This is a genomic window from Paenibacillus sp. cl6col, assembly GCF_900102125.1.
Taxonomy (GTDB): domain Bacteria; phylum Bacillota; class Bacilli; order Paenibacillales; family Paenibacillaceae; genus Paenibacillus_B; species Paenibacillus_B suaedae.
This window is the reverse complement of the sequence record NZ_FNAZ01000009.1, coordinates 141,449-165,132: the sequence shown is the minus strand read 5'-3', so window position 1 is coordinate 165,132 and position 23,684 is coordinate 141,449. Positions and strand designations below refer to the sequence as shown.

Annotated in this window: 24 protein-coding genes and 1 riboswitch; of the genes, 7 read left to right on the top strand and 17 right to left on the bottom strand. The window is 45.7% G+C overall.

What is annotated here, in order from left to right; all coding sequences use genetic code 11:
- Positions 1–206: 206 nt before the first annotated feature.
- The 3 genes from nrdF to nrdI form a co-directional block, all read right to left on the bottom strand.
- Positions 207–1,205 (bottom strand): class 1b ribonucleoside-diphosphate reductase subunit beta, encoded by a 999-nt coding sequence (gene nrdF / locus BLS15_RS21985; protein ID WP_028531471.1) that lies wholly within the window; start codon positions 1,203–1,205, stop codon positions 207–209.
- A gap of 122 nt (positions 1,206–1,327) precedes the next feature.
- The gene (nrdE, locus tag BLS15_RS21980) at positions 1,328–3,424 is read right to left on the bottom strand and encodes a class 1b ribonucleoside-diphosphate reductase subunit alpha (RefSeq protein WP_036590950.1); all 2,097 of its coding nucleotides are present in this window, start codon (positions 3,422–3,424) and stop codon (positions 1,328–1,330) included.
- Complete coding sequence (gene nrdI / locus BLS15_RS21975) at positions 3,393–3,764, bottom strand: class Ib ribonucleoside-diphosphate reductase assembly flavoprotein NrdI (RefSeq protein WP_021253639.1); 372 nt, start codon at positions 3,762–3,764, stop codon at positions 3,393–3,395. Before nrdI ends, nrdE begins: the two co-directional genes overlap by 32 nt.
- A 615-nt stretch (positions 3,765–4,379) precedes the next feature.
- Here nrdI and BLS15_RS21970 point away from each other — a divergent pair.
- Positions 4,380–4,661: a hypothetical protein gene (locus BLS15_RS21970; RefSeq protein ID WP_051613988.1), complete on the top strand. Its 282-nt coding sequence runs from the start codon at positions 4,380–4,382 to the stop codon at positions 4,659–4,661.
- Between the two features lie 109 nt (positions 4,662–4,770).
- Here BLS15_RS21970 and BLS15_RS21965 read toward each other — a convergent pair whose 3' ends face one another.
- The 8 genes from BLS15_RS21965 to BLS15_RS21925 all read right to left on the bottom strand — a co-directional run bounded on the left by BLS15_RS21965 (position 4,771) and on the right by BLS15_RS21925 (position 12,853).
- Positions 4,771–5,535: an alpha/beta fold hydrolase gene (locus tag BLS15_RS21965; RefSeq protein ID WP_028531473.1), complete on the bottom strand. Its 765-nt coding sequence runs from the start codon at positions 5,533–5,535 to the stop codon at positions 4,771–4,773.
- Positions 5,536–6,068: 533 nt separating this feature from the next.
- The gene (locus tag BLS15_RS21955; RefSeq protein WP_028531475.1) at positions 6,069–6,803 is read right to left on the bottom strand and encodes an ABC transporter permease; all 735 of its coding nucleotides are present in this window, start codon (positions 6,801–6,803) and stop codon (positions 6,069–6,071) included.
- The gene (locus tag BLS15_RS21950; protein ID WP_021253643.1) at positions 6,796–7,716 is read right to left on the bottom strand and encodes an ABC transporter ATP-binding protein; all 921 of its coding nucleotides are present in this window, start codon (positions 7,714–7,716) and stop codon (positions 6,796–6,798) included. The genes BLS15_RS21955 and BLS15_RS21950 overlap by 8 nt, the downstream gene beginning before the upstream one ends.
- A 75-nt stretch (positions 7,717–7,791) precedes the next feature.
- Entirely contained in the window at positions 7,792–8,832 is a 1,041-nt protein-coding gene (locus BLS15_RS21945) for a sensor histidine kinase (protein WP_036590954.1), read from the bottom strand.
- Complete coding sequence (locus BLS15_RS21940) at positions 8,822–9,544, bottom strand: response regulator transcription factor (RefSeq protein ID WP_090513732.1); 723 nt, start codon at positions 9,542–9,544, stop codon at positions 8,822–8,824. The genes BLS15_RS21945 and BLS15_RS21940 overlap by 11 nt, the downstream gene beginning before the upstream one ends.
- A gap of 202 nt (positions 9,545–9,746) precedes the next feature.
- The gene (locus BLS15_RS21935; RefSeq protein WP_021253646.1) at positions 9,747–10,622 is read right to left on the bottom strand and encodes a metallophosphoesterase; all 876 of its coding nucleotides are present in this window, start codon (positions 10,620–10,622) and stop codon (positions 9,747–9,749) included.
- A gap of 184 nt (positions 10,623–10,806) precedes the next feature.
- Positions 10,807–12,207: a sensor histidine kinase gene (locus BLS15_RS21930; protein WP_028531477.1), complete on the bottom strand. Its 1,401-nt coding sequence runs from the start codon at positions 12,205–12,207 to the stop codon at positions 10,807–10,809.
- Positions 12,200–12,853 (bottom strand): response regulator transcription factor, encoded by a 654-nt coding sequence (locus BLS15_RS21925; protein ID WP_021253648.1) that lies wholly within the window; start codon positions 12,851–12,853, stop codon positions 12,200–12,202. Before BLS15_RS21925 ends, BLS15_RS21930 begins: the two co-directional genes overlap by 8 nt.
- 245 nt (positions 12,854–13,098) lie before the next feature.
- Between BLS15_RS21925 and BLS15_RS21920 the strand changes: the two genes are divergently transcribed.
- From BLS15_RS21920 to BLS15_RS21905, 4 genes are all read left to right on the top strand, one after another.
- The gene (locus BLS15_RS21920) at positions 13,099–14,514 is read left to right on the top strand and encodes an MFS transporter (protein WP_081676895.1); all 1,416 of its coding nucleotides are present in this window, start codon (positions 13,099–13,101) and stop codon (positions 14,512–14,514) included.
- Between the two features lie 217 nt (positions 14,515–14,731).
- Positions 14,732–14,845: riboswitch (TPP riboswitch) on the top strand.
- A 90-nt stretch (positions 14,846–14,935) separates the two neighbouring features.
- Positions 14,936–15,532 (top strand): ECF transporter S component, encoded by a 597-nt coding sequence (locus tag BLS15_RS21915; protein ID WP_021253650.1) that lies wholly within the window; start codon positions 14,936–14,938, stop codon positions 15,530–15,532.
- A gap of 64 nt (positions 15,533–15,596) precedes the next feature.
- Entirely contained in the window at positions 15,597–17,180 is a 1,584-nt protein-coding gene (locus tag BLS15_RS21910; protein ID WP_028531479.1) for an ABC transporter ATP-binding protein, read from the top strand.
- Positions 17,177–17,965, top strand: a complete 789-nt coding sequence (locus BLS15_RS21905) for an energy-coupling factor transporter transmembrane component T family protein (RefSeq protein ID WP_021253652.1) — start codon at positions 17,177–17,179, stop codon at positions 17,963–17,965. Before BLS15_RS21910 ends, BLS15_RS21905 begins: the two co-directional genes overlap by 4 nt.
- A 232-nt stretch (positions 17,966–18,197) precedes the next feature.
- Here BLS15_RS21905 and BLS15_RS21900 read toward each other — a convergent pair whose 3' ends face one another.
- The gene (locus tag BLS15_RS21900) at positions 18,198–19,133 is read right to left on the bottom strand and encodes a DMT family transporter (protein ID WP_028531480.1); all 936 of its coding nucleotides are present in this window, start codon (positions 19,131–19,133) and stop codon (positions 18,198–18,200) included.
- 180 nt (positions 19,134–19,313) lie between these two features.
- Here BLS15_RS21900 and BLS15_RS21895 point away from each other — a divergent pair, with 180 nt between their 5' ends.
- Positions 19,314–19,688: a VOC family protein gene (locus tag BLS15_RS21895; protein WP_028531481.1), complete on the top strand. Its 375-nt coding sequence runs from the start codon at positions 19,314–19,316 to the stop codon at positions 19,686–19,688.
- A 43-nt stretch (positions 19,689–19,731) separates the two neighbouring features.
- Here BLS15_RS21895 and BLS15_RS21890 read toward each other — a convergent pair whose 3' ends face one another.
- The 3 genes from BLS15_RS21890 to BLS15_RS21880 form a co-directional block, all read right to left on the bottom strand.
- Positions 19,732–20,076 (bottom strand): ArsR/SmtB family transcription factor, encoded by a 345-nt coding sequence (locus tag BLS15_RS21890; RefSeq protein WP_021253655.1) that lies wholly within the window; start codon positions 20,074–20,076, stop codon positions 19,732–19,734.
- A gap of 92 nt (positions 20,077–20,168) precedes the next feature.
- The gene (locus BLS15_RS21885; RefSeq protein ID WP_254777387.1) at positions 20,169–20,777 is read right to left on the bottom strand and encodes a DUF1697 domain-containing protein; all 609 of its coding nucleotides are present in this window, start codon (positions 20,775–20,777) and stop codon (positions 20,169–20,171) included.
- Positions 20,778–20,810: 33 nt separating this feature from the next.
- On the bottom strand, positions 20,811–21,881 hold the full coding sequence (locus tag BLS15_RS21880) for a hypothetical protein (protein WP_021253657.1): 1,071 nt from the start codon (positions 21,879–21,881) through the stop codon (positions 20,811–20,813).
- A 174-nt stretch (positions 21,882–22,055) separates the two neighbouring features.
- On the opposite strand from BLS15_RS21880, the gene BLS15_RS21875 reads away from it, so the two are divergent.
- Positions 22,056–22,745 carry a DUF421 domain-containing protein gene (locus tag BLS15_RS21875; RefSeq protein ID WP_028531483.1) on the top strand — a complete coding sequence of 230 codons (690 nt, stop codon included), beginning with the start codon at positions 22,056–22,058 and terminating at the stop codon, positions 22,743–22,745.
- A gap of 7 nt (positions 22,746–22,752) precedes the next feature.
- Here BLS15_RS21875 and BLS15_RS21870 read toward each other — a convergent pair whose 3' ends face one another.
- A complete protein-coding gene (locus BLS15_RS21870) occupies positions 22,753–23,055 on the bottom strand; it encodes an antibiotic biosynthesis monooxygenase family protein (RefSeq protein WP_021253659.1) in 303 nt (100 codons plus the stop codon).
- A 34-nt stretch (positions 23,056–23,089) separates the two neighbouring features.
- Positions 23,090–23,599, bottom strand: a complete 510-nt coding sequence (locus BLS15_RS21865; RefSeq protein WP_021253660.1) for a hypothetical protein — start codon at positions 23,597–23,599, stop codon at positions 23,090–23,092.
- Positions 23,600–23,684: the final 85 nt, after the last annotated feature.

Sequence of the window (23,684 nt, the reverse complement as noted above, 5' to 3'; positions counted from 1 at the left end):
CCTTTATGTATGAAAATCATCTGTCCGAATTATCTCATCAAACTAAAGCAGTGAAAATTGATTCATGAATATACGGGTGTTCCCCTAGTATGGATATACATGCAGCCGGTACATTAAGTATTCCGCTCTTATGACACGACAATACAAAAACAACTGAGCGTTCCCACTCAGTTGTTCTTGCATCATTCCTAGCAATCCTTATCATCTTATGCAAAGATATCGGATTGTTTGACACGATCGTTCAGCATTGTAAAGTCTTTGTCTTGCAAAGGCTCTACCTTGCCCTTTTGATACCCGCTTCCCTTCGTGGAGAAGAAGTCATGTGTACTTGTTTCGGTACGGATACCGTTCAAGACAACGGGGTTAACATCTTCTTCTGGGAAGTATGGCTCAAAGCCCAAGTTCATGAGCGCTTTGTTGCCGTTGTAACGAATGTACTTCTTAACTTCATGTGTAAGTCCAATTGCATCATATAGCTGCTCAGTGTATTCAAGCTCGTTCTCGTACAATTCAAGCATCAGCTTGTTCACGAATTGGGACAACTCACGCTGCACGTCCGCACTTTGCTTATTGTAAATTTCCTGTGCAAGCAAGCCTACGAACACGCCATGGACGCTCTCGTCGCGGATGATCAGCTTAATGATCTCGCCGCTTGCTACCATCTTGCCTTGTCCAGCCAAGTACAGTGGATAGAAGAAGCCGGAATAGAACAGGAAGCTCTCCAAGAATACCGATGCCACCATCGCTTTGTACAAGCTGATTGGATCGTTGTCTTGAATGCCTTTATATAGGCCGTCAATGATTGCTGTCTTCTTCTGTAGGTGCTTATTGTCTTTTACCCAATCGAATGTCTCATCAATCATTGCTGTGCTAGCAACCGTCGTAAAGATGGTGCTGTAGCTCTTCGCATGAATTTCTTCCATTGCCGCTTGGAAGATCAGAATTGCCTTCTTCTGCTTCCCATCTACATGCTGCGCAATAACTGGCATTCCCACGTTCCCTTGTTCTGTATCCAGCAAGGTCAAGCCGCCAAGCACATGCATATAGGCAAGTTTCTCATCATCGGACATTTTCGTCCAAGACTTCAAGTCTTTCGAGATTGGAATCTCCGTATCAAGCCAGAATTGGGACGTATTTTGCGTCCACAGCATTTCCATATAATCCGATTCAGGTCTGTTCCAGTTAACAGCTTCAAAGTTTCTCATCTACGAATCTCCTTCTAGAGGTAATTCAAAAAGACCGCTTTTTTATCACGAAGTAATATACACAGTGCTCGGTGCTGAAAACCATCCTTTTTGAACTCTCATTTAATGCAGGTTGCGCTCAATTAGACAACGCAGCTTACACACTCATCGATTGTTTTCTTCTTCGTACGTGTATAGTAGAGCGTCTTAAGCCCCTTCTTCTGTGCGTAAATATAATATTTTGCAAGATCACGAGTCGTCAGATCATCCTTAACAAACAGTACCGTTGAGATCGCTTGGTCAATATGAACTTGAACATCCGCAACCAAGTCAATCAGGTTGAACATATCCATGTCATATGCTTCTTTGTAATAGAAGTAGTTCTCATCGTTAATGTAAGGCATTGGATAAATCGTCTTGGAATCTCCGTACTCACGCTCCTCGATGCGCTGAGTAATCGGTGCGATCGAAGCTGTAGACGACTGCAAGTACGAGATAGAGCCTGTAGGTGCGATTGCCAGACGGTATGCATGGTACAAGCCATGCTCCATCACTTGCTCTTTCAAGCGAGCCCAGTCTTCCAATGTAGGCATCGTGTGACCTTCGAACAATTCCTTCACGCGATCTGTCTTCGGAGTGAAGTCCGTGTTCAAGTATCTATCGAAATATGCGCCGCTCGCATATTCACTCTTGTCAAAGTCCGTGAACGTCACGCCGCGCTCTTTCGCAATCAGCATGGAACGTTCCAAGGAATAGAAGTTCAGCATCATGAAGAACGCACGCACGAAGTCTCTTGCTTCCATGGACTCATATGCAATCTTGTTCTTCGCCAAGTAACCGTGCAAGTTCATTGCACCAAGGCCTACCGAATGAAGCTCACGGTTCGCCTTCGCTACGGATGGAACGATGCTGATATTGCTGCGGTCAGATACTTCTGTCAGTGCGTCCATAGAACGATGAACCGTATCACGCATCCGCTTATTCTTCATGACATTAACAATGTTAAGTGAACCCAAGTTACAGGAAATATCGCGGTTAATCTCATCCTCAATGCCGTAATCGTTAATCGTGGACACTTCACTAAGCTGTGCGATCTCACTGCACAGGTTGGAGAATTTAACCTTACCGATTTCTTTCAGGGCATGGTATTCATTCGTATTGTCTACGAACATGATATATGGGTAACCAGATTCCATCTGAATCTGTGCAATTTTCAAAACTAGGTCGCGAGCGACAATTTTCTTTTTGCGTACTTTCGGATTGTCTACGAGCTCATCATACATTTCGGAGAGATCCATATCATCCAAATGCTTGCCATATGCTTGGAATACCGTGTGCGGATAGAACAAGTACATGTCTTTATCCTGCTCAACAAGCTCGAAGAACTTGTTCGGAGCAACGACGCCGAGCGACAAAGTCTTAATGCGGATTTTCTCATCACTGTTGATTTTCTTCGTATCCAGGAATTCATGGATGTCAGCATGGAATACGTTCAAGTATACAACGCCGCTTCCGTCACGCTGTCCCAGTTGGTTCGCGTAAGAGAAAGCATCCTCGAACAATTTCATAACTGGCAGTACGCCGCTTGCTTTACCGTCTAGCCCTTTGATCTGCTCGCCTGCACCGCGAATCTTGCTCAAGTTCAAGCTCACACCGCCGCCAATTTTACTTAACTGAAGTGCGGAGTTGATCGCAAATCCGATCGAGTTCATGGAATCGTTCACTTCGAGCAGGAAGCAGCTGACAAGCTCTCCTCTGCGCTTCTTCCCTGCATTCAGGAAGGTTGGCGTTGCTGGCTGATACTCTTGTGCAATCAACAGATCTGCATATTCGAATGCTTTGTTCATATCTCCGCTCGCTAAGAACAAGGATACAACCGCCAGTCTGTCTTCATAACGTTCCAAGAACTTCGTATCATCATTCGTCTTCATCGCGTAGTTATTGTAGAACTTGAACGCGCTCATGAAGGATGGGAAGCGGAATTTCTTCGAGTACAGGAACTCGTACAATTTCTTAATATCTTTAAATTCATATTGGTCGAAAATCTCTTTCTCATAGTAATCATTTTCGATCAAATAATGAATCTTCTCTTCAAGGTTATGGAAAAACACTGTATTTTGATTGACATAATCGACGAAATAGCTCTTTGCTGCCTCGTGATCCTTGCCAAATTGAAATTTACCGTCCTTCTGAACCATGATTTCATTGTTAAGCTGTATCCATTTTGGTATCAAAGTCATGGACCTCCCGAATAAAGTTGTCTACATCTCGTTTTGTCCCGCTGAGTTCAAACTTCATCAGTACGGGGACGGAGTATTCTCTGGAAATATGGTCAGCTGCAAGCCCATACCGAGTGCCCCAGTTCATGTTGCCGCTGGCCGCGACACCTTGGAGCAAATGACTGTGTTCTTCCAGAAACTCTTGCGTGGACTGTGGAACTTGTCCGAACCCGGTCGTGTACGTAATCAGGATAAAGGGTTCATTAAGCTTGGTGTCAGGCGTGACACGAACACACTCCAAATCCAATTTATCGACGAATCGTTTCACGTTACCCGTCTTCGAATCGTAAGCGATAAGCACGTGATCCCTCCGTTGTTCGACTAGTTTGCAAATGGAACGAACAAAAAATGCTCATTCAAAAACAAGGATCAAAACGATCGACACGTTGCGTACCATTATCGTGTATGCTGTCGCTTTAATCTCTCAATCTCTGAATAGGCATGTCTTAGAATCTGGCGCGTTGCGCCGCTCGATTCCAATTGCTGTCACAATATATAGTGTATGTATCGCATTCAAATAACTATATATAGTTCGCTATAGAATCATATACAATTTTAAGAGAAATGGCAAGGTCCATTTTATGACGCGTTCTCTATCAAATTTCATGTCGACTATTGGCACAAAACATTACTATCGTACCACACCTCAGACGAATATTGGAGATCATTTATTTTGGAATTGTAGAGAAATACATGATAAAAAAATTCGATTATTCCCCTTCTCCGCGACAGGATGGCGATCTCCCCAATCCCAACTCTTTTTAATTAATCCAGACATAGGAGTCAAATCAGCACATTTTTTGATTACCACATACACAATCCAAACATCCGATATGAACAAGCATACGATAATTGGAAGTGATTACTAGAAGTGATTCATGTCAATTCATTTTGAATAGACGGAGGGAAACATCCGATGAGCAAATCTAAAGCACTACGAACATCGAGATCATCTGATGTGGTAAATCAGGTGTATTCAAACCGGGTACTGCGATCTGAGTTTGATCGGAATTGGAGAACGGAAATATCAAGAAGTGGTTATGTCATTTACATTGCAACTGCAAACCGGGCTCAAGTTGAGGTAATACTGTCAGGCGGGATAAACAAGCGATTGGTGTTTCCGAGAGGCGGAAGAGTGATAGTCGGTGGTGGCGGAACATCGCATTATAGCAAACCACATCGCACGATCACGATCTAATGATGATTTGTTAGCTAGACCCGATACGAATACAGAAATAGCGGCAGTACAAGACACCGGAATCGTGTCTAACTGCCGCAGATTCGTGAAATGTCACGGAATTTGTAGCTTACGATTTATCCGCTGCTTCCAAAAAAGATAGAATGTGCGGTGCCATTTCTTGAGGGTGCGTCAATGGGAGCATGTGGTCTGCACCCTCTATTTCGACGAAAGCAATTCGTGGTATCCGCTTGAACTCCTCCGCGATCATGCGCATATCGTCCCACTCCACTGTCCCGTACATAAACAAGGTAGGAACCGCGATTTCCTCCAACTGTTCGATCGCAGGTGGCTGAGGCCATATCACCTCAAAGCTGCGCCACTCTGTGAAGACACGCGTAAAGTATTGGGTGTGCATATCAATAAAGATATCACGCTGACCGCTAGCCATCACCGTACGATAAATAGGCCCCTGCAATGAAAACTGTATCATCTTGCTCACATCCGGAGCGAGTGAATTCAATTGCTGAATCCAGCCCCGATACGTCTCTGAGAAGATGAAACCTGTCAAGGATGGAGCAACAGCGATCAGTCGAGCGACTCTATCTGGAGAGGATAATGTAAAGTTAGTAGCCAATTCTCCGCCTATAGAATGCCCAACTAGGGTCACCTGTTCCAGCTTCAGGTCGTCCAGCAGTTGACGTAAATCTTCGACAAGGTTGAGCGGTACTTGCGGTGCGGGCGATCGTCCCGTACCACGAGCATCAAAGGTAACGACCTCGTGAGTTCTTGCGAGAAGTGGTACTAGCTCCCCCCATGCCCTTGAATCGACGCCTCCGCTGTGAATCAGCACAATCGGCTCTCCTGTTCCATAAATCGAGTAGCTCAGATCCATTCATGCTCCCTCCCATGTGGCTTTCTATTGATTGTTTCACCTCATATATTAGATATGGATCAATATTCAGATCAATGATTTTTTAGTTTTTTCCTTGCCTTATCTTTCACAGAAGCACTGCGATTCCATCCTATTCGATCATCGCCAATAACTAGATGGAGAACCGACCTGATATGGTTCTTTTCCTAACTCAATGGAATTTCCCCGACAACACTTACTCATTTCCCGGGCTCACACTCTCATTTCCCGGGCAACCGCGCGGTTTCGAGCCATTGTGACAGTGAGGTTCAACATAATTACAGAAAAACAGAGTCTGCTCCATGCCGAACATCACTCCTTTTTGTCTCTTCAAGCAGCAATGTGCATAACCATGCAAAGGATGATCCGCTACGGAAATAAGAAATATCATTTTTGCGCTGCCAACCTATTCCCCATCTCATTCATATTAATTGTACATCCATCACCTATAGAGAACATAAAAAAGACCGACCATGAGGCCGATCTGCATCATTTAACTTCCTATATACTTCACTTCATTTAATATCCATTCTGTTGAAATACAGAACGCTTGCAACTAAGCCGAATAGCGAAGTGATACCAACCGCGATAAACGAGTATAGCGGTGGATAATCCGCTACATAACTTTGGGTTACAATTACATGTGCAGCTGACCAAGGGAACAGCGCCTTGTAATCGGAACTGATCACGGTAACATTCCCTAACGTGATCACCGCTGTGAACATGATGGTCGGCACATAATTTTTGAATAAGAAGGTTACCCAAATCGTCGGTGTGGACAACAGGAACATAAGGACAGCACCTAGTACATAGTCACCCAATGAAGACACCAGTACCGCGGCACTTACCCCGTCTGATTTGATAAAAAATCCGAATCCCAATGTAAGCACCCAGGCTACCATCGTCAATAAAAGTATCCATATGAACAGCATGAGCATTTTGCTCGCGATTAGAGCACCTTTTGAAACCGGGATTGTAAGCAGGTTCTTGAGCGTATCCTCCACAAATTCTCGATTGAATAAATATGCAGTAATAACTCCGTACAACAGCACTCCAAGCAGCAGCATCACATTCAGATTCGTGTTATAAAAGGAAATTTCGAATGGGATTACTTCCTCTGGATCACGCTTCATCTGACTCAAATAGGCAATGAACATCATAATCGGTGCGGCAGACGCCCCAATTATACTCACGAGAAACATCTTCGATCGTTTCAGCTTCAATAATTCGGTATAGAGCAAATTAACCAATCGTACCACCGCCAATCCGCTTTACGAAATAATCTTCAAGCGTGTCCTCGTGGAGCGTCATTTTGTACACATCAATGTCGTTCTGAACGAACATCTTATTCAGCTTGTTCTGTTCTCCAATCCGTGAATATACACGTATCAATCCGTCACCATGGATTTCATAATCATGGACGCCCGCTTGCGACTCAAGCAGCATCGCTGCCTTATTGTCATTGGACACACGGAACTCGATATATCTGCGATTTCGTTTATGCAGCTCTCCAATTGAAATTTCCTCAAGCAGCTTCCCCTCATGGATAATTCCAAGCTGGTCGGCAAGCTGTTCAACCTCAGATAAAATATGACTGGATATAAGCACAGTAATGTTTCGTTCTACCGCTAATGACTTAATGAGCTTGCGCATCTCCTTAATGCCAATCGGATCAAGACCATTCGTTGGCTCATCAAGAATAAGCAGCTCTGGATGATGCAGGATCGCTCTGGCAATACCGAGACGCTGCTTCATCCCCATCGAATATTGACCTACCAGCTTCTTCGTCTCTTCCTGCAGCCCCACCGTTTCTAGTGCTTCCTCCAACGCATTTCGTTTGTATACGCCCATCAGCTTCGCATTAATGAGCAAATTTTCATATGCCGTTAAATTCTCATAGAATCCGGGATGCTCCACCATCGAGCCGATTCTGGATAGGATTTCTCTAGGCTTAGCGTTTAATCGCTGCCCGAATAGTTCTATCTCTCCTTCTGTTGGCTTGATTAATCCGAGCAGCATGCGGATAGTCGTTGTTTTGCCAGCGCCATTGCGACCGAGAAAGCCGTATATTTCGCCCTGCTTCACATGCATGTTCAGATCATGAACAGCAATCTGTTCCCCATACTGCTTCGTGAGCCGGGTCGTACGTATGATCGTGCTCATGCAGCACCTCCTGAGTAAGTAAGTCTACTATTATCGTAAGGGGATGATTTTAAATACTGCTTAATGAGTTCTTAACTATCTCTTAATTGGTGGCAATGTCGTTCGAATTGGTATATTGACGATAAAGGCAGTTCGGACATGCGGCTCGCTCAATACGGAGATGTGGCCGCCAAACTTATCGACAAACGCCTTCGTAATTGCTAGTCCTAGCCCGCTACCGCCATGCAGCAAACTCCGTGATCGTTCGGAGCGGTAAGTGCGCTCGAATATCTTCGATAACTCGTCCGCTGGAATGCCCGGCCCTCTATCCCATATCGTTATGGCAATGCTCGACTCATTCCGCTCTAGCTCCACCCCTAACAGCTGACCTTCCTTGCCGTACTGTATCGCGTTTTTGATTAGGTTGTTCAAAATTCGTATGTACCCATAGCGATCCATTGCAACCATGCAGGACTCCTCAGGAATCTGAACCGCTAGATCCATACCGTTCTTCTTCAGCTCCGGCAGAAATGAAATCAACGCTTCCCTCAGCAGCTCTGCAGCATCTAACGACTCCCATCTCATCTCGACTTCATCGGCATCCAGCTTCGCCATCTGGAAGATATGATCAATCAATTCCTTAAGCGCTTGCGCCTTCGCTGAAATAATTGCAACACACTCATCCCTCTCTTGCTCTGAAGAGATATGTTCATCCTGCAATGCATCGACATAACCGATAATCGAAGTAAGCGGTGTCCGTATATCGTGCGAGATATTAGCGAGAAGCCTCTTGCGGGCAGCATCGGATCGAATTGCATTCACTTGAAGCTTCTCCATCTGCTCGATTAATTCATTAATCGAAAAGAGCATCTCATCATACGCCTCAGATTCATTCGCCAGCAGTCTCGTATTGACATTGCCGCGAACAGCACGCTTCACGGCGGCAGCATGGCTCCTAACCTCCGCTATAAACCGAACACGTCTGTAGAGCAGCAGCGCAGCAACGGTGAACAGTACAGCAAACAGCCCCCACCTGTATATACCTAGAGGCTGTATTGTCATACTATCGATGACGAACCATATAGTTAATCCCATTAATAAAACAACAAGCATTAGACTGTTTTTGTCATGCCTCATCTCGTTCACCTGCAAACTTATAGCCAATCCCCCATACCGTCTGAATTAGCTTCGGATCAGAGGGGTCTGTTTCAATTTTCAACCGAAGCTTACGGATATGAACCATAACTGTATTATCGTCCTCAATATATTCTGATCCCCACACCTGTCTAAAAATTTGCGTCTTCGTAAATACCTGCTCAGGATGAGAAGCGAACAATCTCAACAACTCAAATTCCTTGGCGGTCAGACTTATTTCTTGCCCCTCGCGGATAACCATATATTTTCTAGTATCAATTATTAATCCCTTAAATCTCATGGTTGCAGAACTTTCTTCTGCAAGACTGCTGGCTTCACTGCCTAAGATCATGAATCTTCTCAGCAATGCCTTGCTCCTTGCAACCAGTTCATGTATGCTGAAGGGCTTCGTCATATAATCATCAGCCCCGATACTCAGACCTACAATCTTGTCCATCTCTTCGTCTTTCGCCGTCAGCATCAAAATGGGCACATTGCTTCTCTCCCGAATACGACGGCACACCTCTACTCCATCTATGTAAGGCATCATTAAGTCGAGAATGATAAGATTATATTTATGCTGCTCGAACAATCGCAGCGCTTCTTCACCGTGAGCTGCTGTATCTACCGTGTATAATTCCCGCTCTAAGTACTTCTTCAATAAATCTCGAATCTCTCGCTCGTCGTCGGCGACAAGCACGCGAATAGGCTGCATCGTTCCGTTCTCCCCTTATATCTATCGTAGATTACCCATATCTGATTCGCATTCTACAATCCTTCCTTGCAAATGTAAGTGTAACGAATCCAGCAGCCAATTGCACGTGTTTGCCAATTTCTATCCGCTCGTGTCCCTTCATCGGGATGCAAATGGATAAACTAGTGCCCTAGCTGTTCTCCAAGCATTGCTGTGAGAGTTCTCACGAACGCATCAATGTATGAACCGTAATTTCAGGCTTGCTTAGGAAACGGACAGGCAGTTCTGTCGTCCCGATGCCTCGATTGACATAGAGTTTCATTGGCTTGTTCAGGGTAGTTGTTCCCTCGATTTTATACATCCCCTCAACATACTTCTTCGCTAATGGCGGCGTGTATATCGTGCCGTACCACGGCAATTGAACTTGGCCCCCGTGACTGTGTCCAGATAATTGCAAGTCGATCGGATAATCAATGGCTTGATCGGCAACATCCGGCTCATGCACGACGAGCAAATTGAAGTTGTCAGGTTCTAAGTCTTTCAGCGTTCCATGTATATTGGGCGTACCTAACAGGAAATCATCAAGCCCGCTAATGGTGATATATTCATCATGATTCGGGAGATGGATTTGCTTCGTATCGTTAACGAGCACAGTAAAGCCAGCTTTCTCCATATAAGACTGATAAACTCGGCTTCCGCCCCCACCTCGATCATGATTGCCGAATACGGCATACTTGCCTAATGTTGCTTGCAGCTGTCCTAGTATTCGCTGGGAACGGTCTCTCCGATTTCCATACGCATTGAAATTGTCAACCATATCTCCCGTAAACACAATAATATCTGGATGTTCTTGATTAATCCGATCAACAAGTTCAAGCAGCTGAACATCATTGAAATGATCCCCCAAATGAACATCAGAAAAATGTACAATCTTCATCCCATGAAAGCTTGGAGGGATATACCGATTTAGTATCATCTGCCTCGTCACACTTAAGCTGTTCGGTTCCATCTTCATGCCATAAAATAATGCTCCTGCAAGCAGAAACAATACAATCAGAGTCACACGAATCGAATGCTTGCTCCATTTCTTGTCCTTCATGATCTCACCTCAACCCAATCATAGGAGACCAATGTTACGCCAATATGACAAAATGAAAACAGACATCAAGAAGCCTATCTGCGTGAACATGAGCATCTAGATAGCAAGAGCATGGAAGTTATTGCCTACATACAAAAAACTGCCTTTCAGCAATAAAATTGAAAATACCACTTGAAAGGCAGTCTTACATCTGCTCCCCCTGCTTGCATAGAGGAAGCGCAATATGAAATTCGATATCTCCAGTATGCAGTCGCACGCCATAAGCCGCCTTGTGCTTCTGCAGGATCCCCTTCACAATAGCCAGACCAAGCCCTGTACCACTAAGCTGCTTGTTCCGCGAGCTCTCAGCAACGAAGAACGGCTCCCACAATTGCTTCAGCTGCTCTTCAGTCATGGAGAACGTACATCCATTCCGAATGAACAGCACTAATGCATCATCCTTGTTCGTAAGATCAATCTGAATTTTCCGATTCGTCGTGTATTTCATTGCGTTCGATACGAGATTGTTCAGCACCATTTCAAGCTTGACCCTATCAGCCTGGACGCAAAAGCTTTCCGCATTCTGATCATTCAAGGTCAACTCAATCGAATGCTGCTGCAGAGGTAGCTCATATTTCGCAATGACTTGCTCAAGAAGATTAACGACATGAACATTCTCAATGTTCAGCTCTTCCGTCTGCAAGCGAGACCATTCCAACAGCTTCGTAACGAGCTCGGACATATCATCCGTTTGCGACTGTATGACATCCATGTAGGTGCCGTCATCCAGACCATCCTTCACCCCTGCGGAATATGCCTTGATCACGGCAAGCGGTGTCTTCAGTTCATGTGAGATGTCACGAATAAGGACACGCAAGTTCCGGTTCTTCTCCTCCAGCTCCAGATGCGCTTGCTTCAACTTATCACTCATCGTATTAATGCTGTGCGCAAGCTCCTCAATCTCATCTCCTGTTCGGATGTCCACTGTCCGGTATCGTCGTTCGGCGATATCCTCCGCCATATTCTTAAGCTGCTCAATAGGCTTCACCGTTCGCCTGGAAAACCAAGCAGCGAGCAGAAGGGCTAGTGAGAGCGCACCTACCGCAATAATCAAATTGAACTGATTGACGATACGTATCGTCTCGCCTGAATTAGCCACCGATTCGCCTACAGCGAGAATCATTCCTTCTTTCATGACAAACGTAACGAAAACGCTCGACTTCAACTTCTCCTGCTGATACGACTTCGTAACTATCCCGCCGCGCATTAGCTGTGCAAGGCTCTCTTCCGTGAGCCAGAATTTGCTCATCGCAATCCGCTCCCGCGTAAATTGTTCGCGCAGTGTCCAGTTTAAGCGGTCAATGTCATGGTCGTAGGGGGTATGAACGATTGTGAAGTGGTAATCATCCGCCACCCGCTGAACTTCTTCAAGGAGCTGCTTCGACTCTATGCTGCGCAACCTCTCCACCGCTTCCGTCAACGCAGCACGCTTCTGATGGACAAAATAATTTGGCATAAAGAACGTATTCACACAATACGAGAGTCCGAACACTACGACAAGAATAAGTGCAATTTGCACAAACAGCTTGCGACTAAGCTTATTCATGGCTATTCGGATGCTCGAAGCTGTAACCCATACCACGGTGCGTCCGTATCCACTCCTCGCCGATCTTCTCCCGCAAGCGGCGTATATGCGTATCTACCGTACGTTCCTCGCCGAAGTAATCATAGCCCCATACATGATCAAGCAGCGCTTTGCGCGTTAAGACCTGCCCCTTATTCAGAATAAAAAACTTCATCAATTGAAATTCCTTCTTCGTAACCCGCAGATCAATTCCACGCTTGCAAATCTTCTGTCCTTCCATATCTACCTGGATATCCCCAAATAGATATTGTGCCTGCATCTTCAGCAGCTTCTTCGCCCTCGCCAGCAAAACCCGAGGATCGAACGGCTTCCGCATATACTCATCCGCTCCAGAATCAAGAGCTGTCAGCTCATCTTCATGCTCTCCCTTGGCCGTTAGCATGAGCACCTTTAACTTCGAATTCGATTTGATTTCTCGACACAACTCAATCCCGCTCATCTGCGGCATCATCCAATCGAGCACTGCCAAGTCCAGCGGCTGGTTGTAATAGATCTCAAGCGCTTGATGCCCGTTCTCTGCCGTAAAAGTTCGAAAGCCCTCTTTATCAAAATAAGCCGCTAAAATTTTCAACATATGCGGCTCATCGTCTGCAATAAGTACATTCATTTACTTTGTATCTCCTTATTCTTACCCTTGTCTGTCTTGCATTGAGTGCAGTCTATATTATTGCATTTTTAATTGAATAAGGAAAATCCCACTGCTATACTGGAAGCAACAATAATTGGGAGGCGTTAAGATGAAGTGCGTAACATCAATTGGGGCAGGTAATAATCGGGGATAACGCATAACACCCCTGTAAACTGCGCAATTCCCCTTTAGCAAGAGAAAGGGGATTCCTATTCGTGGAACAAATGAACAATGACAACCGCATCGAGGCGGCAGAACAAGAACAACCCGTATATGCCTTTCCCAATGTGAAGAAATCGATCGCGTGGTTAAGCTTTTTAGCATTTTTCAGTGTGTTGAATGAGACTGTGTTCAACGTATCCTTGCCCGACATCGCACACGATTTTAGTATCACTCCGGCCATTGCGAATTGGATCAACACATGCTTCATGATTACCTTCGCGCTCGGTTCCATCATTTATGGCACCCTGTCATCCCAATACGGCATTAAGAAGCCGCTGCTCATCGGTGTGCTCATCTATGGTAGTGGCTCGTTGCTCGGTTTCTTCGCCCATGACTACTTGTCGGCTGTATTGGCAGCCAGATTGATACAAGGTGCCGGGGCTTCGGCTGTGCCCGGACTCATCATGGTTATGGTCACTCGCTACGTTGGAGAACAGCATCGAGGCAAGGCGTTTGGCATGATTGGCTCTATGGTAGCGCTTGGTGAAGGGATTGGCCCAGCTGTAGGCGGTGTACTGGCAGATTATGTGCATTGGTCCTACCTGTTTGTCATTCCGGTAATGACAATAGTCAGTCTCCCCTTCTTCTTGACCGCACTGCCGCAGGAGCCTTCTCGCAATGGGAGAACAGATATCATCGGCATTGCCTTCTTGTCAGCAGGCATTATTCTATTTACCTTGTTTACTACGACATATGTCTGGTTCTATCTGGTCTGCAGTATGATTCTCGTTCTTGGGTTTGCTTTGCATATCCGCCGTATTCGCGAACCGTTTATTGCTCCGTCCCTGTTCGCTAATCGCCCATATGTACTTGGCACGCTTGCTGGTTCCATTTTGCTAGGAACGGTAGCTGGATTTATTTCCATGGTTCCTTACTTCATGCGGGATGTACATCAACTTTCGACCGCTGTTATCGGCAGCGCGATCATTTTCCCAGGGTCACTCAGCGTTATTCTGTTCGGCATACTCGGTGGAACTCTCGTTGATAAGAGAGGAACTTCATTTGTATTTGTCGCTGGAATAGGTCTTGTCACATTCAGTTTCGTCACGCTCCTTGCGTGGGGGAATGATTCTCCATGGCTGATGACGTTCGCCCTCGTGCTCGTGTTCGGAGGGTTGTCATTCATCAAGACAGTTATATCTGCATCCGTTGCAGAATCGCTAGCACCTGACCAAGCAGGAGAAGGAATGAGCATGCTCAGCTTTGCATGCTTTATGGCTGAAGGCATCGGCATCGCTGTAGTCGGCGGTCTGCTTACACATAGTTGGCTGTTGACTTCACTGACACCTACCGTTGCCAAGGAAGCTTCATTTGCCTTATACAGTGGCCTGATTATTCTGCTCATAGCAGTTCTTGCATGCGGAGGGATCGTATACAGCTTGTCATTGAGACGACATTCTACAACTTCACACGATTAACAATTCATGAGGATCAGGACTTCTTCCTGATCCTCATTTTGTTCTATTCTCTCTTCAAATCTCCTAACACGCTCCTTATCTCCTTATTCCTCTCTTCGATGTTGTCTAGCGAACGATTACAATCATTGGCTTCTATCCCTATCCTATTTTTATGTTTTTTGTAAACATTTCGTTGTCAACCTATCATGAATATTGTATGATATGAGCAATTGCATAGTCATACAAATTCGGGGGCTTGAGGAATCAGGCTGAGATTGTAGATGAGTATACCGCTACTGACCGTTAATCTGATCTGGATAATGCCAGCGTAGAGAATCTGTATTTGTCGTGTGATCATGCTCTGCTGTGATCTAGGACTCTTCTACCGTCTGGTTGCCAGACGGTTTTTTTGTATGCTAGCTATACAACAAAGGAGAGGGTTATGTTGCCAGAACAACAGAGAAGCAACAAATTAAAGTTTACGGATATTCTCATTACCGTGATGATCGGGGTCGTATTTGGTGTGATCTTCAAAATGTGGGAGAGCGTCTACAGTCTCGCAAAGCCGTTGTTCCCACAAGCAGGACAATTAACATATGGCATGTGGTTTATGGCTGGCCCATTCGCGTACCTAGTCATTCGCAAGCCCGGCGTCTGCTTCCTTGCAAGTCTTGCTGCCGCTAATTTATCGGCTATTCTTGGCTCTGCTTGGGGACTAGAGACGATTGTGTATGGCTGTGTACAAGGTCTGGCGGCAGAATTGGCATTCGCCTTGACTGGATACCGCAAGCACAGCATCGTCATCGCAGGCATCGCTGGCATTCTGTCCGCAGTCGGCTCATTCATTATCGATCTCGGTTACGGATATGCAGATTACGAGACATGGGTGCTCGTCTTGAAGTACGGACTTCGTGTCATTAGTGCGTTCATCTTCGCTGGCGTATTTGCCGGCTTGCTCGTTCGTGCATTGGAAGTGACAGGGGTAACCAAATCCATACGTCCTGTGTCCAAAGAAGATTACGCGGTACTTAATCAATAGCACGCATAATATGAATAGATAGAATTTGTGCGTACGCCACAAATTCGGAATAAGGTGGTTACACATGCAACAGGAATCTCATGCGAATTCGTCTGCATTTGTTGACCGCTTGCGCCTAACATTTCCAGGAGAGGATTCCTTGCTGTTCAAGGACCTCTCCTTCCACATTTCTACCGGTGAGAAGGTACTGCTCCTCGGGCCAAGCGGTTGCGGCAAATCAACATTGCTGCATGTATTAAGCGGAATTATGCCCCACTCTATCGAAGTGCCGATGAAATACGATCAGATTAAGCTTCCTTCAAGCTGGGGCTTCGTATTCCAAGATCCGGACAGCCAGTTCTGCATGCCATATGTAGATGAAGAGCTCGCCTTTGTACTGGAAAATCTCTCGATCCCCTATGATCAAATGCCAGCATGCATGACAGGCATACTTGAAAGAGTGGGATTGCAGTTCAACAATCTGCATACAGAAATCCATACGCTATCCCAAGGAATGAAGCAGCGGCTCGCGCTTGCGTCCGTCCTGCTGCTAGAACCAGAGGTGTTGTTCCTCGATGAGCCTACAGCGCTTCTTGATCCAGAAGGAACGAAGCAAGTCTGGGACACCGTGAAACAAGCTGCCGATTCCTCCACCATTCTAATCGTGGAGCACAAAATCGAGCATGTTATCGACATTATCAATCGTGTGGTGCTATTCGACAGCACTGGACAAATCATTGCGGACGACGAGCCGAAAAATGTATTTCTACATCATAAAGATAAGCTCATTGAATATGGTATTTGGTATCCCGGTGTATGGCAGGACTACAGTTATTCAGAAGCCTACCAAGCCATAACGCAGCAACGAACGGCGAACGGATATCAACAGCCTCATTGCAAGCAGGACGGCGGGCTCACCTACACGCGTCTGCAAGCCGTGCAGCCACTGCTCTCTTTGCGTGATTTTAGCGGATACTATGAAGAAATTCGTCGCATATCCGTCCCGAGCGTAGATATTTATCCGGGGGAATGGATTACGATTATCGGAGAGAACGGCGCTGGCAAGAGCACACTATTGTTGTCTCTTATGCAAATTCTGCGTACTACAGGCATGTATCTTATTGAGGGTCAAGAGCTGCCAGCACAGGCTCGCAAGCGATGGTTCCCACGATTCAGAAATACGGGAAAGCAGCCTCCAGCCGAACTCGCCTTCGTATTTCAGAATCCTGAGATGCAGTTTCTAACGGATTCGATCTATGATGAGCTTGCTTATGAACCTAGGCAGAACAACTGGGATGAATCGGACATTGCACATAGAGTGGAACAAGTCATGGAATCATTCGATCTGAATATCGGACGGGATCGGCATCCGTATCATTTGTCACTTGGTCAGAAACGCAGATTAAGTGTCGCCACAGCGATGATGCGTAAGCGTCCAATCCTGCTCCTGGATGAGCCAACCTTCGGGCAAGACGCTAAAAATACATTTGCTGTATTGGAAAAGTTGAACCGGCTTCGGACAGAAGGAACCGCCATAGTCATGGTGACACATGACATGAATATCGTGGATCGTTTTGCAGATCGGATATGGCATGTTGACAAAGGCCAACTGATCGAAGTAGAAGCTTCCCCACGTGGACAGACAATGCGGGAGGTGCAGATGAAATGAAGCTGCTCGCTCCCAAATCTGAAACATGGCTTCATCAGGTTAACCCTGCGCTCAAGCTTCTCGTCTTTCTCGCCTTGCTCATTATTGCGCTGCTAACCCGAGAGCTTGATTTTGCATGTTATCAGCTAATCTTCTACACACTGCTGTTGTTTCTATGCAGCGGCCACTCTACGAAGAAGCTGCTGTTCGTGACAACACCGTTCCTTCTCCTGTTCGTCTCGACAGCATCCACGATGATCTTGTTCGGCAAGGGGGAGCATGAATGGTGGTCATGGGGAATAATCCGCATCACCGAGGAGAGCTTCTACCGCGGACTTGTCATCGGAGTGAAAACACTCTGCTTCGGCATGCTTGGCATCACATTCGCCTTCACGACGAAGCCAATATTGTTATTCTATGCGCTGATGCAGCAATTCCGGCTTCCGCCGCAATATGCGTATAGCTTCATCGCCTCCTTGCGGCTGCTCCCTGCGATCTGGGAGGATTACCGAGTTCGCACGCATGCCCTGCAAATCCGCGGCGTTCAATACAGCAAGGGATTAAAAGGGATATATGAGCGTCTACGCATGTACGCCCTGCCACTGCTCGCACAGAGCATTCGCCGTGCGCAGCGAGTCGCTGTCGCAATGGAGGCGAAGCGGTTCCAGATGGGCCAATCACGTACCTACTATTATATTACACGCTGCCATCGGCGCGATGTATGGTTCACTCTGCTTATGGCTGGATTAATTACGCTCGCCTATATGGCCGCACTGCACTTCCCGTTCACCGGCCCGACCGTCTAATTGGCTTCAGATACAATCTGATAGGTAATTTAATTTTTATCATCAAAGAAACTCTCCCAGATCTAATAAGGAGAGTTTCTTCTCTTTCTTCTCTTTCTTCTCTAGCAGGGAGATAAGATTCTCCAATAGTCTTGTTGAACGCTGTCCAAGCTGGCTGATCGCAATCCTTCAGAGTGTTGCATATTCATTATCTACCTTCGATTTACGGTATATGACCACGTCTCATCTTCTATCACTTCACCGATTGACCGATGATTGATGTTCTAGTTCTTCGTCTCGGCTGAATGGTTGCCAGGCATACACCTGCCAGCACGAAGACAAGACCCACAGCAATCGACCACGTCATGCTGTCGCCGTACAGCCATACGGACAATAGTGAGGTTACGATTGGCGTCAAGTTCAAGTATATGCTCGCCTTGCTCGCACCGATTTGCTGCACGCCAAGGTTGAAAATAATATAACCAATAAGTGTACCGCATACGACCATATACGCCATCTCCGTCCAACCTTGCAGAGACATATCGGGAACTTTACCCCAACCCCCTTCAAATAGCGAACTGACTCCCAGAAACAGAGAACCTAACAAGGTCATTACTGTAGTCGTGAACAAGGGAGAGACATCATGCACTACCTTTTTCCCAACAAGACTATATATGACCCCGCACATTAATGCTGCCAGAAACAATAAATCTCCTTCGTTGAAGGACAAGCTAGCTAATCGGTGCCATGAGCCCTTCGTAATTACGATAACCACACCGATGAAGGACAGCACAAGGCTAATCCCAAACTTGCCGCTCCATCGTTCCTTGAAGAATAACATCGCACCAAGCGATACGAACAGCGGCATCGTCGCAATGATGAGTGAACCGTTAATTGCAGACGTATAATGCAGCGCCATAAAGAACAACGCATTGTATCCGAAAATTCCCGTAAGCGATACAATGAGAAGCCCCTTCCAATTATCCCTCCATGCACGGATATTCCACTCTGATCGCATCGTGAGCAGCACCGCTAAGATCATCCCTGCCAATGCAAATCGAATCGTTGCGGCTACGAGTGGAGGAATCTCGGTAATGACATGAGCTGCTGTAGAAAATGATCCACCCCAAAATAACGGCACGAGCAGCATAAGCACATAAATGCTTCGGTTAGACTTTTGATTACTCATGATAATTGTTCACCCTTTAATTAGATAATATGTTTAAACATTTAAACATATTTAGCAAAAAAATAAGCACTTCTTGCACAGAAACACTTTACCCATTGGATCTTACATCTTGATCCTATATAATAGGATTAGGAAATTGAAACTGTGTTCCACAGAATGGAACAACAAAGGAGGTTACTCATGTCCCACATCTTTCTTGGTCTTGACCATATCCAGTTAGCCGCCCCCGTCGAATGTGAATCCGTAGCACGGAAATTCTATCACGAATTATTGGGCTGGGCAGAGATTCCGAAGCCCGAAGCTCTTCAGCAGCGTGGAGGTGTATGGTTCCAATGCGGAAATCACCAAGTCCATATCGGCGTGCAGCAAGACTTCATTCCTGCGACAAAAGCTCATCCCGCCTTCGTTATTACCAATCTTGAATCCTTACAGTCCCATCTCCTGCAGCATCATATTGAAGTGACCGACGACTCCGCCCGGATAGAAGAAGATGTAATTCGCTTCTATGTAAACGATCCATTTGGAAATCGACTTGAATTCATGGAGTACCTGTAACACGATACGCATTCTTCTATCCGAACCAATATGCCTTCATTGGTTATACTCCCGCTTCAATGGACAGCATCAACTCTTTAATCGTCGTCATAAATCCCCCTGCACGCAAGGAATACAGCTTCTCATTCGCCTGCTTGTCGAACGTGATGAGCCCGGCTTGTCTTAAGATTTTCAGATGGTGCGAGACAGCCGGTCTCGATATCTCCATATGTTCGGTGATTTGGTTCACATTCAGAGCGCTATGTTCAAGCAGGAGTATAATGATCTGCTGCCGATTCGTGTCTCCAAGCGCTTGAAAGATGGGTGTCGCCTGCTGGAACTTCTCCAGCACCTGCTCTTTGTTACTGCTGCAATCATATTGTCCGTGCTCAGTCGCGATGATTCTCACCTCGTATGTTTATATGTTTAAACATTACATATTATGATGTGAAAATACCCATTTTGTCAATAGAGTAAATCTCCATCGCACGAACCAATAGATTAATCATTTCCATTGCCATTCTCACGCTGCAGGAAATCATCAAGTTCACCCGCAAGCGCCGCAAGTTTCGTCATGGTATTCCAATTCCGTGTCGTTACATTCGATCCTAACTTTTGAAAATTATTTGCCAGCTTCGAATCTAGGACACTCTGGCGATACAAACAATATATCTCACGGCCTTGTATCTGGAATTCATCAACTTCTTGCATACCCTTAGACAATATACTGGCGGTGTCAGGCGAAGGCTCGTCCTTGCACATTGTAATCTGAATACCCTCTCCTTCCTTCAGCACAGCTGCATCATACGGACATTCAGCTACAATAGCCTTCATTTCCTGGGTCGTCCGCAGCATGACGTTCGGCTTGAAGCCAAATGCATTCCCTATTTCCTCCTGAATTCGTGCTTCTAGCCATTCCCTTGCTTCTGATGAAGCAAATACAACATTGCCGCTCTGCAGCAGCGTTCGTACATGGGTAAGTCCCATATTTTCAAGAAGAAGCTTCAAATCTGCCATTTTTATCTTGTTTTTGCCACCTACGTTAACTCCACGCAGTAACCCGACATACATTTGCATCGGTCCGACCACATCCCTCAGTATCTTCTTCATTTCCATAACTACTTCACACAAAACTTCAAACCACTACTTCAAATAAATGCCGAGCGGTAAATTGGATTCCCCTGCCGTCATCAATTTGCATTGAAAGGTACGAACACCAACAGGAGCCACAACCTTCGCAATCAAGCATACATTCGTGTTGTCCATCATGAGCGGTACACCGATTACTTTTCCATCAACGAATATAGCCCCTGCGAATGCTCCCCCTCGAGGATTTACATAAATGCGAACAACCGCTTCTTCCTCCGTATCATTATGCAGCGGAATATCCACCAAGTAAATAGCACCGAATTGACCGGTATTATCAACCGCACCTTCCCGTAATTCGCTTGCACTTGCGGCAAACAAAAAGTCAGAAGCCATTTCTCCAGTCATCTTCTTTCGGGCACATACACGGTATACACGCTCTGTCCCTATAACATAGGCAGGCATACTAGCATGAACCTCGGCATAAGGCCAGCTTCCTCTAGGATGAGTGCCGTACGGAGTCAACGGATCTGAATGAATGAGTCTTATATCGGCAGTGACGTCCCGACTTGCGACTGTACGGATCGCATACTCCATCTCCCCTGCCCCTGAATCCCGTTCTATCGTGAACTCATAGATGAACCCTGCAAAATAGTTGGTATCCAGCCTTACCGACTCAATCATTGCTGTGCTAGTCACATCTGCGTGTTGGTCTACGGAAGTATAATGATCCAGCGTTCCGCTTAAACAAGACTTTGCAAGACATTGTCCTACTTGAATCATCTGATCTGACACTGGCTGAATATGGATATCCCTGCGGATATGCTGAATGGCTATCCGGGTAGATGTAGACAGGTTTTGTACAGTCACCCCCAGCTGCAGCGGCTGTCCTGTTTCATTGCGATGCCATCCGAATAGGCGATGCGTGACAGATTCCTCATCGGAGCACACGATATCATGCCATAAGGTACACGCTGTCCCCGGGAATGAGGACTCATTTAATATCTCAGGATTATCGCTAACCAGTAAGCGGCGTTGATCACTGGCGAACGCACTTTCTACATCAACAAATACAGAAGTAGGTACATTTATTATATCAACGGTCAAATCTTCTTGTTGACAAGCCATTATGTATATCCCCCTCATCTATAGCAGCTTCAGCAACCCTATATCCTATGTAGATGGATGATCACTTAGCCTTTTGCTGCAAAGAACGTACTCTATGTATCCGTAGTCAGGACTTATATTCGAATAATATCAAAGAGGGTGGGACAAACTCCAATTACAAAGGAGCGTGCATCCGTGGACATCATAGCTCGTACTATATTTGCTTTCATCTCTTTGCTTGCATTTAGCCGATTGCTAGGCAAAAAACAAATGAGCCACATTACTTTATTCAACTACATCACTGGAATCACATTCGGTTCTATCGCTGCGGATATCGCAATTGAGACTCATATTTCCATTGTTGACGGAATCATAAGCTTAACAGTATGGAGCCTGCTGACAATAGGGATCGGTAAGCTGTCCTTAAAGTTCCCACGTATTCGCGTACTCTTAGACGGTGAACCTACCATTGTCATTAAAAAAGGAAAGATTCTCGAAAAAGCAATGGCGTCCATGCATCTCAATATGGACGATATTAGCATGCTGCTTCGCGAAAAGGATGTCTTCTCCATTCAAGATGTTGATTATGCAATTCTGGAACCGCATGGACGAATGAGTGTGCTCAAAAAAGCCGAAAAAGAGTCCCCTACGAAAGAGGACCTGAAAGTGTGCGTGCAGCCTACATTGTATATGCCTACCGAGATTATCGTTGATGGCTCCATCGTCTATAAAAATCTCCTTGACCTTAACCTGACGAAGGAATGGTTAAGCCAAGCGCTGCGTAAAGCAGGATGCTCTCCCGAGCAAATCGAGGAAATCTTCTATGCGGAGATACAACGTGACGGCACGCTGTATATAGACAAAAGAGTAGACAACATGAAATGATAACACACTACTTCAAGTGAACCGGGATTTGCACATAATGCTCCACCTGTGGAGGTGACTCATAATAAGCTTCCAGCAGCGCATTCCATTGTTCATATTGCACGGTATGACGAAAACCAACCGCATGCTCTTTCAAAGAGTGCCACTGCACAATCACCATGTATCGATCGGCTGCCTCTACACATTTATGCAATTCATGTGTGATATACCCTCTTGCAGCTTCCAATATCGAAGATGCATGACGGAAGGCGCTTTCGAAATCATTGCGCATACCAGCCTTAATGGATAATGTTGCAACTTCTCGAATCATTTCAGCGCCTCCTTCCCTAGCATATCCTATCTTGTTAAATCCACGTAATGAAGTATGTTTGCTTCACGGGAACGCCATTGCGTTCCGCCCACTTCAGAAGCTCATCATTTCCACGCTGATCTCCCTTCGTGAAGGAAAAACAACATTTCAACGGAATTATATGCTTCGATTTTAATTGTATACCGATTGCAGGGGAATTGACGCCTTTTATCTTAATGGATTCGATCTCATTTGCATGATACACATTGCCATGCAAGCGAATCGTGTCTGAAGTTGGATGGATTTCGACTGTCCGCTTAACCCATGTCGCGTATGCTCCCGCTATCAATGACATTATGACAATGCCAATAACCGCCATCTGCATGAAGAACAATACAGGAAATGTCCGCTCTGTCATGGCCGCAATTTGCAGCATTCCGGCACTGAATAACAGAGAGCCACCCAATATCGCTTTTGTTCGCGTAGGAACCTTCACCTGATAATTCATTTCATCCGCCCCATTCTGATATGCATGATAGGTTGTATGAAGTTTCTTTGTTGTCATTCCTTATTATACCATTAACGTTAACGGAATTGACACATATTTTTCACATTAAAGACACATTTATGTTCAGGGTCGGTAATTCTAC

Bases quoted from the DNA above. Each gene is read 5' to 3' on its own strand.
- nrdF (WP_028531471.1), bottom strand. From the start codon at position 1,205: ATGAGAAACTTTGAAGCTGTTAACTGGAACAGACCTGAATCGGATTAT.
- nrdE (WP_036590950.1), bottom strand. From the start codon at position 3,424: ATGACTTTGATACCAAAATGGATACAGCTTAACAATGAAATCATGGTT.
- BLS15_RS21970 (WP_051613988.1), top strand. From the start codon at position 4,380: ATGAGCAAATCTAAAGCACTACGAACATCGAGATCATCTGATGTGGTA.
- BLS15_RS21965 (WP_028531473.1), bottom strand. From the start codon at position 5,535: ATGGATCTGAGCTACTCGATTTATGGAACAGGAGAGCCGATTGTGCTG.
- BLS15_RS21950 (WP_021253643.1), bottom strand. From the start codon at position 7,716: ATGAGCACGATCATACGTACGACCCGGCTCACGAAGCAGTATGGGGAA.
- BLS15_RS21945 (WP_036590954.1), bottom strand. From the start codon at position 8,832: ATGAGGCATGACAAAAACAGTCTAATGCTTGTTGTTTTATTAATGGGA.
- BLS15_RS21940 (WP_090513732.1), bottom strand. From the start codon at position 9,544: ATGCAGCCTATTCGCGTGCTTGTCGCCGACGACGAGCGAGAGATTCGA.
- BLS15_RS21935 (WP_021253646.1), bottom strand. From the start codon at position 10,622: ATGAAGGACAAGAAATGGAGCAAGCATTCGATTCGTGTGACTCTGATT.
- BLS15_RS21930 (WP_028531477.1), bottom strand. From the start codon at position 12,207: ATGAATAAGCTTAGTCGCAAGCTGTTTGTGCAAATTGCACTTATTCTT.
- BLS15_RS21925 (WP_021253648.1), bottom strand. From the start codon at position 12,853: ATGAATGTACTTATTGCAGACGATGAGCCGCATATGTTGAAAATTTTA.
- BLS15_RS21920 (WP_081676895.1), top strand. From the start codon at position 13,099: ATGAACAATGACAACCGCATCGAGGCGGCAGAACAAGAACAACCCGTA.
- BLS15_RS21915 (WP_021253650.1), top strand. From the start codon at position 14,936: ATGTTGCCAGAACAACAGAGAAGCAACAAATTAAAGTTTACGGATATT.
- BLS15_RS21910 (WP_028531479.1), top strand. From the start codon at position 15,597: ATGCAACAGGAATCTCATGCGAATTCGTCTGCATTTGTTGACCGCTTG.
- BLS15_RS21905 (WP_021253652.1), top strand. From the start codon at position 17,177: ATGAAGCTGCTCGCTCCCAAATCTGAAACATGGCTTCATCAGGTTAAC.
- BLS15_RS21900 (WP_028531480.1), bottom strand. From the start codon at position 19,133: ATGAGTAATCAAAAGTCTAACCGAAGCATTTATGTGCTTATGCTGCTC.
- BLS15_RS21895 (WP_028531481.1), top strand. From the start codon at position 19,314: ATGTCCCACATCTTTCTTGGTCTTGACCATATCCAGTTAGCCGCCCCC.
- BLS15_RS21885 (WP_254777387.1), bottom strand. From the start codon at position 20,777: ATGAAGAAGATACTGAGGGATGTGGTCGGACCGATGCAAATGTATGTC.
- BLS15_RS21880 (WP_021253657.1), bottom strand. From the start codon at position 21,881: ATGGCTTGTCAACAAGAAGATTTGACCGTTGATATAATAAATGTACCT.
- BLS15_RS21870 (WP_021253659.1), bottom strand. From the start codon at position 23,055: ATGATTCGAGAAGTTGCAACATTATCCATTAAGGCTGGTATGCGCAAT.
- BLS15_RS21865 (WP_021253660.1), bottom strand. From the start codon at position 23,599: ATGACAACAAAGAAACTTCATACAACCTATCATGCATATCAGAATGGG.